Annotated in this window: 10 protein-coding genes, 1 tRNA gene and 2 pseudogenes; 7 read left to right on the forward strand and 6 right to left on the reverse strand. The window is 70.4% G+C overall.

Annotated elements, in window-relative coordinates:
* Positions 1-278 precede the first annotated feature (278 nt).
* Complete coding sequence (locus tag GJ632_RS15270; protein ID WP_191453402.1) at positions 279-725, forward strand: hypothetical protein; 447 nt, start codon at positions 279-281, stop codon at positions 723-725.
* Between the two features lie 503 nt (positions 726-1,228).
* Here the strand turns inward: GJ632_RS15270 and GJ632_RS15275 are convergent.
* Both GJ632_RS15275 and GJ632_RS15280 read right to left on the reverse strand, forming a co-directional pair.
* Positions 1,229-1,302 (reverse strand) — tRNA-Arg (locus tag GJ632_RS15275).
* Positions 1,303-1,352: 50 nt separating this feature from the next.
* Positions 1,353-1,730, reverse strand: coding sequence for a YccF domain-containing protein (locus GJ632_RS15280; RefSeq protein ID WP_089803933.1), 378 nt, complete (start codon positions 1,728-1,730; stop codon positions 1,353-1,355).
* 481 nt (positions 1,731-2,211) lie between these two features.
* On the opposite strand from GJ632_RS15280, the gene GJ632_RS15285 reads away from it, so the two are divergent.
* The 3 genes and pseudogenes from GJ632_RS15285 to GJ632_RS15295 all read left to right on the forward strand — a co-directional run bounded on the left by GJ632_RS15285 (position 2,212) and on the right by GJ632_RS15295 (position 3,809).
* Positions 2,212-2,661, forward strand: a complete 450-nt coding sequence (locus tag GJ632_RS15285; protein ID WP_191453403.1) for a universal stress protein — start codon at positions 2,212-2,214, stop codon at positions 2,659-2,661.
* 133 nt (positions 2,662-2,794) lie between these two features.
* Positions 2,795-3,393: pseudogene (locus GJ632_RS15290) on the forward strand (AAA family ATPase).
* Positions 3,390-3,809: an RNA-binding domain-containing protein gene (locus GJ632_RS15295; RefSeq protein WP_089803930.1), complete on the forward strand. Its 420-nt coding sequence runs from the start codon at positions 3,390-3,392 to the stop codon at positions 3,807-3,809. The pseudogene GJ632_RS15290 and the gene GJ632_RS15295 overlap by 4 nt, the downstream one beginning before the upstream one ends.
* A 12-nt stretch (positions 3,810-3,821) precedes the next feature.
* Here the strand turns inward: GJ632_RS15295 and GJ632_RS15300 are convergent, their stop codons facing one another.
* The 4 genes and pseudogenes from GJ632_RS15300 to GJ632_RS15315 form a co-directional block, all read right to left on the reverse strand.
* Positions 3,822-4,037, reverse strand: coding sequence for a hypothetical protein (locus tag GJ632_RS15300; protein ID WP_191453404.1), 216 nt, complete (start codon positions 4,035-4,037; stop codon positions 3,822-3,824).
* 116 nt (positions 4,038-4,153) lie between these two features.
* A complete protein-coding gene (locus GJ632_RS15305) occupies positions 4,154-5,230 on the reverse strand; it encodes a nucleoside recognition protein (RefSeq protein WP_343161207.1) in 1,077 nt (358 codons plus the stop codon).
* A 61-nt stretch (positions 5,231-5,291) separates the two neighbouring features.
* Positions 5,292-5,850: pseudogene (locus GJ632_RS15310) on the reverse strand (magnesium transporter).
* Positions 5,851-6,432 (reverse strand): magnesium transporter, encoded by a 582-nt coding sequence (locus tag GJ632_RS15315; RefSeq protein WP_191453405.1) that lies wholly within the window; start codon positions 6,430-6,432, stop codon positions 5,851-5,853.
* Positions 6,433-7,210: 778 nt separating this feature from the next.
* Between GJ632_RS15315 and GJ632_RS22270 the strand changes: the two genes are divergently transcribed.
* From GJ632_RS22270 to GJ632_RS15330, 3 genes are read left to right on the forward strand one after another with little or no spacing between them, the layout of a single operon-like run.
* A complete protein-coding gene (locus tag GJ632_RS22270) occupies positions 7,211-7,567 on the forward strand; it encodes a DUF4129 domain-containing protein (RefSeq protein WP_197428027.1) in 357 nt (118 codons plus the stop codon).
* On the forward strand, positions 7,564-8,169 hold the full coding sequence (locus GJ632_RS15325) for a hypothetical protein (RefSeq protein WP_191453407.1): 606 nt from the start codon (positions 7,564-7,566) through the stop codon (positions 8,167-8,169). The genes GJ632_RS22270 and GJ632_RS15325 overlap by 4 nt, the downstream gene beginning before the upstream one ends.
* Entirely contained in the window at positions 8,166-9,431 is a 1,266-nt protein-coding gene (locus GJ632_RS15330) for a DUF58 domain-containing protein (RefSeq protein WP_191453408.1), read from the forward strand. Before GJ632_RS15325 ends, GJ632_RS15330 begins: the two co-directional genes overlap by 4 nt.
* Positions 9,432-9,532: the final 101 nt, after the last annotated feature.

Genomic DNA, 9,532 nt, shown 5'->3' on the forward strand with positions numbered 1-9,532 from the left:
CCCCGTCTGAATCGTCGCGCAACCGTCGGCTTCACGCCGAACCCGACATTCTTTCGACGCCGCGCCCGACAGCGACGCGTCTCGCGGTACGCACCGACTACCGGACGCCTGCGCCGACGGCGGACCTGACTCCCCGACTGCCGAATCGGACGTTCGTCCGCATCGGCGGCGAGAGGATGACCGTTCCGTCCGAAACGCGGGGTTAGTCCCACCGAAACGAATGTCGTGCCGGGTATCGGCGTGACTACTTATCACCGGATGCGGCGTACAGCCGTGCCATGAACCCGCACGCCGGCGAGTCGGCGACGGACGCGAGGAGGTCCGGCGCGGTACCGACGCTCCGACGCCTCGAACCGCCCGCCGCGGACGAATCGTTCGTCGCCGTCGTCGGAACCGCGACGGACGGTGCCGCCCTGACCGCCGTCGCGCACCGCCTCCTCGACACCGACGGCGTCCTCAGGAACGCTCTCGGGAGCGACGGGCGACCGAAGGACGAACGGGAACGGTACGCCGCCCTCGCGCGCCGCCGCCGACTCGTCGTCGTCACGGACCGGCCGTCCACCGTCGACGACGCGGACCGAATCTACGTCGTCGCCGACGGGGGCGTCGTCGAGACGGGGACGCACGCGGCGTTGGTCCGGCGGCGCGGGACGTACGCCCGCCTCTACGGCGCGCAGTTCGGTCAGGACTGGCTCCGCGAGACGGCCGACGTGGCCGACGAGTGAACCGGGGCTCACCGGCGACAACGTACAACAGGCGGGGGCGCGTAGACGGCGGTATGGGCGACCCCGCCTGCTACCGAGAGTTCTGTCCGGACTGCGACACGCCGGTGAGCATCGTGGACGAGGAGTGCCCGGACTGCGGACGCGCGCTCGAACTTCGCGGACGGTGACGACGGCGAACGGTACCGACGGCGCGGTGGAACGTGCCGCCACACCTCGCTGTCGCTGGGCGGAAGTCAATAAGAGCGCGACGGGAGTGCAGCGTGCGGCGCTGCACGTCGTGAACGGAGTTCACGGAATCCCCGCGAGCGAAGCGAGTGGGGGGGTCGTCGCGCGAGTGAGGCCGAAGTTCCCGTGAGCGGAGCGAACGGGAGCACGGAAGAACGAAGTTCTTCCGAAGGCCGAACGAGCGCGACGGGATTCGAACCACGGTCGCTCACTCCGTTCGCTCTCTGATTCGAATCCCGCCGGTAGTCGTTTTCACGCTCGCTTCGCTCGGCGAAAAACGAGCGCGACGGGATTCGAACCCGCGACCATCGGATTAGAAGTCCGACGCTCTGTCCAACTGAGCTACGCGCCCTCGATTGCACTCACTTCCCGGCAGTTCAAAAGCGATGTGGGTTCGGCCCGTCAGCCGTCGAATCGGTACAGCGACGTGACGAACGGCAGACGGTTGAACATCCAGTAGGCGACGGGCAGGCCGACGACGGTGACGGCCAGTATCGCGGCGGCGTTCGCCCACAGGAAGCTGAGCCACCAGCCGACGAACACGAAGTAGACGGCGCGGACGAGCAGGGAGCGCTGACCGCGGCCGGAGTCGGGCGCCGACAGCGAGCGCGGTTCCTTCAGCGAGAGTACCGTCGGGACGAGGTTGATGAGTTTGATACCGAGTGGGAGGAGGACGATAGTGGCGTTCAGCGCCCACGCGGCGTTGACGACGATGGGCGTCGCCCACCAGCCGACGAACACGAACCACAGCGCACGGACCAGGAGGGAACGGTCGCTCATACGCGGAACGAGTCGCTCGGAGAGTAAAGCGTCGTCGGACAGAGCGGCGAGTAGAGAAGAGAGTTCCGGCAGTCAGGAGCACCATATCTCCTCGTCGAAAAGAACTGGAACGAGACGGCGAGATTCGCTACGTGCAGGTGGGAACCGACCGCTACGAGTCCTACCAGACGGAGACGACGGTTTCGCCGTCTTGCAAGAGACGGGGGGCGAGTCGGTCCCAGTGGTTGGGATGTCGGTGCGGCAACGAACGCGCCGGGTCGGGTCGAAGCCACCGGGGCCCGGCGGTCGGTCAGGCCCTGCTCGAACGCTCCGAGAGGATGCGCACACATCCGTCCGACCCCCGTTCCCCTCCGTTTGAAACCAGCCAAACGAACGAAACCCGGACGAGCAGGTCCGATGACGTACCCGTCTTCTGGACGCATTCCTCAGACGGTAAGAGCCAGAACTGGTTTTATCTCCTTCGTCGTCGAAATGCCGCCGAATGTACGACCGAATCTTGCTCTCGACCGACGGAACGATTGCCTCTGCGGAGGCCGAATCGCACGCGATCGAATTAGCTGCAGCTCACGACGCCGTACTGCACGTGCTCTACGTCGTCGACGAGGACGTGGTGACGTCGTATAGTGGTGACGAGTACGTCGACGAAGCCGAAGGTCCGGAGCACGGCTTGGAAGAACTGGGTGAAGACGCGATAGAGGATATCCGTACCAGAGCAGCCGAGCACGGCGTCGAAGTCGTCGAAGCTCTACGGCACGGCCAGCCCGCCGAACAGATCGTGACGTACGCTGACGAGAGCGACGTCGACCTGTTGGTGCTCGGGACGAAGCGCCGACCCGCAGAGTACCGGGCCCTTCTCGGGAGCGTCACCGATCGGGTCCTCCGGTTGACCACGCGGGCAGCGACGGTGATAAAGACCGACGTCAGCGAGTAGCCTCGCAACCATCGCTCTCGATTCACCGCCCGTGGTCCAGATTGTTACGAGGAGTGGTGCGCTTTCGGCGCGCCGGACGAAGTAAAGAGGTGGAACGGCACTCCTAAGTCCGGCAGACGAGAAGCGAGCGACGATGAAGGTCATCGGAACCGTCGGGCTCCCCGGAAGCGGGAAGGGCGAAGCCGCGGACGTCGCGCGGGACGCGGGGGTCCCGGTCGTGACCATGGGCGACGTGATTCGCGCCGAGTGTCGGTCGCGCGGCCTCGACCCCGCGGAGCACCACGCGAGATAGCCAAAGCGCTCCGCGAGGAGGAGGGACTGGACGCCATCGCCGCGCGGTCGCTCCCCCTCATCGAGACGGAGTTGGAGACGAGCGACGTGGTGCTGGTGGACGGCCTCCGCTCGGAGTACGAACTCGACCGCTTCGAGGAGGCCTACGGCGACGAGTTCGTCCTCGTCAGCATCGAAGCCCCGTTCGACCTGCGCGCGGAACGCCTGTCGGACCGCGGCCGCGACGACAGCGACGTGGACCGCGAGGCGTTGCGCGAACGGGAGGAGCGCGAACTCGGCTTCGGCATGGGCGAGGTGATGGACCGCGCGGACGTCGTCGTCGAGAACACGGAGTCGCTCGAACGGTTCCGCGAGCGAATCCGGACGCTCCTGCGGGAGGGTCCCGACGCCGTCGAGTCCGACGACCCGGAGACCGAACGCGAAGCGGAGGGCAACGCATGATATACAGCGCCGAAGCGCGCATCGTCGTCCCGGTGCGCGACACGGAGGTGACGGACAGGGTCGAAGACGCCGTGCGCAACATCTTCCCGAACGTGGAGTTCGAGCGCGAGGCGGGCCGAATCGTCGGCGAGACGCACTCGCTCGAACAGTTCTCCGAGAAACTCCACGAGCAGGCCATCCTCGACACCGCACGCCGGGAGTTCACCAAGCGCGCCGACGAGGACGGCTTCTCGTTCGCGCTGAAGAAGCAGGCGGCGTTCAAGGGCGTCGTCAACTTCGCCGTCGGCAACCCCGACGAACTCGGCGACATCGAAGTGCACGTCACCGTCGACAGCCCGGGCGTCGAGGCGTTCGTCGACCACGTCGCGCCGCCGACGGAGGACGGGAAACCGGTTCAGCCCGACGAACGGGAGTAGCGCGGCGGAGTCTCAGTCCGTCTCGTCACGGTCCGCGTAGAGGCGGACGAGTCCGCACTCCGGACAGACGTACACCGACGGCGCGAGCGTCTCTTTCATCCCGATGCCGCCGAGTAGCCCCCGCTTCGGTTCGTTCGTCACGAGGTGGAGTTTGAAGCCGTCGGTCGTCTGGACGTCCATCCGCTCCATGTCGACACCGCAATCGGGGCACCGTCGCTGGTCCGTCATAGGTCTCGATACGGCCGGGACGGACAAAGAGCCGCCCCCGGCTTCGGGGCGTACGCGGCGTCGCGAGCGACAGCGACGCGGAGTCACGTGGCGGCAGTCTCACGGTGCGGGCCGTCTCACGGCGCGAGCAACACGACCAACGCGAGCGAGATGAACAGCACCTTCAGCGCGGTGTTGACGGCGACGACTTTCGACCCGAAGCGCGCCCCCCAGATGCCGTACTGGAACGGGATGGAGCGCTTGAACGTCGAGACGGCGAACGAGACGATGCCGCCGACGAGCATCGTCGCCACCGCCGTCCGCGGCGTGAACGTCTCGCCAATGAGAGGTGCGATGGTCGCCGCGCCGACGGTGGTGTCGAAGGCGAACACCGCGACGACGGGGACGGCCGCACCCGGGAGTCCGAGCAGGGCCGTCATCGACCCGGTCACCTCCGTGACCGTCTGGACGCCCGTCGTCCGTTCGAGCAGCCACACGGCCGCGTTCGTCTCCACGAGGGCGGTGACGAGGAAGTAGACGACGGCGAGGCGGGGGACGAGGCGCTTCAGTTTCGGCCACGTCTTCTCGCCCGCCTCGCGGACGACGCCGCGCGTCGTCTCCGGGCCGTCGTCGAACGCCGCGGGACCGGTCGCGGCGCCGTCGTCCGTCTCGCCACCGTCGGGTTCGAACGTGTTCTCCGCGTCACCGGCGGCGTCGGAGTTGCTTCGCCCACTCACGTTCGCATCGGAGAGCAACACCGCGCCGGCGAGGACGCCGGTGAGCGTGATGCCGAGCGAGATGGCCGCCCGCGCGCCGACGTACATGAGGCCGACGCGGAGGCCGAGGATGGGGATGAGGACGGGCGCGTAGAACGTGAAGATGTGCTGGACGAAGCCGAAGAACGTGTTGATGGTGACGGCGACGAGGGTGGCGGCGTCGTCCAGTCGCCCCGACTCGCGGAACTCCGCGAGCATGCCGTACCCCGCCGTCGTGGAGGCGGCGGTGGTGAGGATGGCCGTCCCCACCTCGTCCGGGAGGTTCGCCGGCCGGGTGAGGTACTTCGAGAGGCCGGCGACGTACTCGACGAGACCGAACCCGACGGCGAGGTTGGCGACGAAGACGCCGACGGCGACGAGGACGGCGATGCGGGCGACGCGGGGGAGCACCTCGACGAAGACGGGCCACAGCGTCGCGAGAGAGTCGACCGACTGCACGAGTGAGGGTGAGGACTGACGGACCTAATCGGCGTCGGTTGACGCGTCGAACGGCGCGGGGTCAGACGAACACCTGCACCGACGCGAACAGCACCACCACGCCGAGCACGTCGCAGGAGTTCGTCACGAGCGGGATGACCACGTCGTCGGGGTCGAGTTCGAACCGGTAGGCGGCGTACGTCGCCGCCAGCGTGACGGCGACGGCGAGGACGGCGAGGACGACGCCGGAGGCGAGCGACACCGCGAGGACGGTCCGCAGCGGTAGTTTCGTCCCGCCGAGGAGGCCGGTGACGCCCCCACGCGCCCGCGCCGACGACGGGGAAGACGGTGACCGAGAGGGCGACGGTGGCGGCGGCGTTCCCCACGAGTTCCTCGTCGGTCGGGTCGAACGAAAGCGTCCCGAGGTGGAACGCGGTGGAGAGGCGGGCGGCGAGGATACTTCCGAGGTTGCCGGCCGTCCCGATGGTGACCGGGACGAGGGCGAGCAGCGTCGGATACTCCAGCAGTTCCGCCTCGAAACTGCCGAGGACGAGTCCGCTGCCGAGTTCCACGAGGGTGAGGAGGAGGAGGATGGGGAGCATCGCCCGCGTGATGGCGCGGACGGTCCACTCGGTGGGCACTCAGAGCACCCCCCCGATGGCGAGCACGGTGCGGACGGCGACGAGGAGGAAGAGCACGCCGAACACGTCGCCCGTCGTCGTCACGATGGGGCCGACCAGCGTGTCGGGGTTGCGCCCGCGGCGGTAGCCCGCGAAGACGACGGTGACGACGACGGCGACGAGGACGACGCCCGAGAGCAGTCCCGCGAGGACGGCGACGCCGACGAGGACCGGGAGCGGCGCGACCCGACTCCCGAGGGCCGAGAGGACGACGAAGACGGCGACGGCGGCGAACGTGGACGCGAGGAGCCCGTTACCGAGGGCGGCCGCGGCGGCGGCGCGCAGGCGTCGGTCACCGGCCGTGACGCGGGGTTCGATGAGCCCCTGGTGGAGCGCGGTGGCGATGCGCGCGCCGAGGGAGCCGTAGACGTTCCCGCGGGTGGCGAGGAGGGCGGGGACGAGGACGAGCAGACCCGGCACGTCGCGCAGTTCCGCGCGCATGCCGCCGAGGATGACACCCGCGACAAGCCCGCCGACGAGGCTGGCGACGAGCGCCGGGAGCGCCTCTCGGTACGCCTCGACGGCCGCGTCGCGGACACTCATACACGGGGCGACGAGCGCGGGGATAAAAAGTCGGACGTGTCAGTTCGGGGCGAACCGCGCCGCCGTTCGCCGTGGTTCGAGCGACGGCGGCGGACACTCCCCTCGGCGCGTCCCGCACCGTTTCAGACGGTTTCACGCCTAACGGCTCACTAACCGCCGCGTTTCAGCTGCAAACGTCACAAGCGCCTTATCCGGGCCGCGCGTCGGGAACGGCAGACGCGAACCGCGGGGCGGGCTCCGGGCCACGGCGACTGTCCGCCGCCGCGGTACAGTCGGCCGGCCGGCCGGCACCCCGAACGATGAAACTGCACACAGTCACCACTGTCCTCGTCGTCTGCTCCTGTATCGCTGCGGTCGGCGTCGCCTCGACGACGCTCGAAACGACGTTCGAGACGACGCCCGACGAAGCGGTCGACCTCGACTACGAAACCGTCCCCATCAGCCCCGACGACGCCGGGAAACTGAAGCGCGCGATGACCCAGTCGGACGAGGGAGCGGAGCGCAATCGGCCCGCCGCCGGCGAGGGTGGCGGCGAGCCACGCGCGAACCCCGGTGCGGGCGAGGCGAACCGTCAGCAGTCGAGGCCGGCCGACGGAGAGCGACGCGACCAGCGGGCGGACCCGTCGGACGGCGACCGGTCGTCGGGCGCGAGCGAGTCTCGTCCGACGGCGGGAGTGGCGGCACCTCGACGGACGAGAGCCTGCTGGACGAGCTACTCGACCTCCTCGCAACGTGGCTGCCCTCCCTCGTCGTCCTCGGCGTCCTCGCCGCGGCGGCCGTGCTTCTCTTCCGCCACCGCGACCGAATCGTCCGACTCCTCACCACGCCGGCCACAGAGCGCGAGGGGGCCGCCGCGCCGCGCGAACCCGAACCGCGGAACGCCGTCGAACGCGCGTGGGTGTCGGTACTCGCGGCCGCCGACGTGGACGACCCGTGGCGGCGGACGACCGCGGAGTGCGCCGCGGCGGCGGTGGAGAGCGGCCTCGACCCCGACGGCGTCGAACGCCTCCGGCGCGTGTTCGAGGAGGTCAGATACGGCGGCGGCGAGGTGACGGCGGCGCGGCGACGCCGGATGGAGCGCGGACTGTCGCAGTTGGACCTCGCGGGCGTCGACCCGGGGAGGGGCGACCGATGAGCCGGCGCGGACGTGTCGCCGTCGCGGTCGTCGGCGTCCTCGGCCTCGCCGCCGCCATCGCCCTCGTCGCGGGGGGCGAACCCGGCAGCGGACCCGACGCCGCCGCACTCGTCGCGGCCGCCGGCAACGACTACTTCCTCGCGGCGGGCGTCGCCGCCGTCTCCCTCCTCGTCGTCGTCGCCGTCCTCGGCCTGCGCGGCGTCGGGGGCGTCGACCAGGCGACGCCGCCGAACCCCGAGACGGTGCAGGACGCGCCGCACCCCGGCGTCGCGTTCGACCGGACGGTCGAAGGCGAGTCGCGACTCCCGTTCCGCGGCGACGCCGAAGAGCGAGACGCCGTCCGCGAACGGGTCCGCCGGGCGGCCGTCCGGTCGGTGATGCACCGTGACGGCTGTTCCCGCGAGGAGGCGCAGGCGCGCGTGACCGCCGGGTCGTGGACCGACGACGCGGCGGCGGCCGCCTTCCTCTCCGACGGCGTCCGCGTCCCGGCCACGAGACGGCTCCTCGGGACGCTCTCCGCGGGGTCGCGGTTCGAACGCGGCGCGAAGCGCGCGGTGGACGAACTCTGCCGGCGCGAGGGCGTCGACGGGGGCGAGCGATGACGACCGTTCGCCGGACGCGGCGGTGGCGCGGCGTCGTCGCCGTCGCCCTGTTCGCCTGCGCGGCCGGTCTCCTCGTGCAGGATTCGCTCGTCCTCCTCCTCGGTTCCGTCGGCGTCGGCTACGCGGCCTATCCGTGGCTGTCGTCCGCGCCGTCGGTCGAACTGGAACTGGAGCGGTCGGTCGAACCAACCGACCCCGCGGCCGGCGACGACGTCGACGTGACCGTCCGCGTCCGCAACGTCGGCGGCGAGACGCTGACCGACGTCCGCCTCGTGGACGGCGTCCCGCCGATGCTCACCGTGAGTTCGGGGACGCCGCGACACGCCGCGACGCTCCGGCCCGGTGGGACGACGGAGTTCACGTACGCCGTCCGCGCCGAACACGGCCGCCACCAGTTCGACCCGGCGACGGTCCTCGCGCGCGACGTGACCGGCGCGACGGAGGTTGAGACGACGGTCCGGGCCGACACCGCCGTCGAGTGCGCCGCGTCGGTGCCCGAGGTACCCCTGCGTCGGCAGACCCGGCGCGGGAGCGGAACCGTCCCGACGGACGAGGGCGGGAGCGGAACCGAGTTCCACCAGACCCGCGAGTACCGAACGGGCGACCCACTCTCCCGCATCGACTGGAAGCGGCGCGCGAAGACGGGCGAACTGACCACCGTCGAGTTCCGCGAGGAGCGTCTCGCCTCGGTGGTGCTCTGCCTCGACGCCCGGGCGTCGGCCTACCGCGCGGCCGGCGAGGACGAACCGAACGCCGTCGCCTGCGGACGCGAGGGTCTGTCGCAACTCCTGACTTCGCTGGCCGACAGCCGGAATCCGGTCGGCCTCGCGGCGGTCGGACGGGAGCCGTGTTGGCTCCCGCCGGGGGCCGGCGACGACCACCTCGCCCGGGCGCGCCGGCGCGTGGGGAGTCACCCCGCGTTCTCGACGCTCCCGCCGTCGCCCGGGACCGACTGGGAGGCGGACGGCCAACTGGATCAGTTGCGGCGACGGCTCTCGCCCGGGACGCAGGTGGTCCTGTTCTCGCCGCTCTCGGACGAGGCGGTGACCTCGTTCGCGCTCCGACTGGAGGGCGCCGGGACGGCCGTCACCGTCGTCTGCCCGGACGTGACGACGACGGCGACGCGGGGCGGACGACTGGCGACGGTGGAACGGACGGCGCGAATCCGCCGCCTCCGGAGCGCGGGCGTCCGCGTCGTGGACTGGTCGCCGTCGGACCCGCTCGGACCCGAACTCCTCCGCGCGAGGGAGGGGGTCGCGTGACTCGACACGTGGCGCAGCCGACCCGTCCGGGTGGCGTCCTCGCCCTCCTCGCGGCCGTCGTCGTCGTCGCGGCCGCCACCGCCGGCGGGGCGGGACCGGGG

This window comes from Halogeometricum sp. CBA1124 (assembly GCF_009741955.1).
GTDB lineage: Archaea > Halobacteriota > Halobacteria > Halobacteriales > Haloferacaceae > Halogeometricum > Halogeometricum rufum.

What these genes read in the sequence shown, in the direction of transcription:
- GJ632_RS15300 (WP_191453404.1), bottom strand. Translation starts at nt 4,037, where the DNA reads ATGACGGACCAGCGACGGTGCCCCGATTGCGGTGTCGACATGGAGCGG.
- GJ632_RS15285 (WP_191453403.1), top strand. Translation starts at nt 2,212, where the DNA reads ATGTACGACCGAATCTTGCTCTCGACCGACGGAACGATTGCCTCTGCG.
- GJ632_RS15280 (WP_089803933.1), bottom strand. Translation starts at nt 1,730, where the DNA reads ATGAGCGACCGTTCCCTCCTGGTCCGTGCGCTGTGGTTCGTGTTCGTC.
- GJ632_RS15325 (WP_191453407.1), top strand. Translation starts at nt 7,564, where the DNA reads ATGAGCCGGCGCGGACGTGTCGCCGTCGCGGTCGTCGGCGTCCTCGGC.
- GJ632_RS15270 (WP_191453402.1), top strand. Translation starts at nt 279, where the DNA reads ATGAACCCGCACGCCGGCGAGTCGGCGACGGACGCGAGGAGGTCCGGC.
- GJ632_RS15315 (WP_191453405.1), bottom strand. Translation starts at nt 6,432, where the DNA reads ATGAGTGTCCGCGACGCGGCCGTCGAGGCGTACCGAGAGGCGCTCCCG.
- GJ632_RS15330 (WP_191453408.1), top strand. Translation starts at nt 8,166, where the DNA reads ATGACGACCGTTCGCCGGACGCGGCGGTGGCGCGGCGTCGTCGCCGTC.
- GJ632_RS15295 (WP_089803930.1), top strand. Translation starts at nt 3,390, where the DNA reads ATGATATACAGCGCCGAAGCGCGCATCGTCGTCCCGGTGCGCGACACG.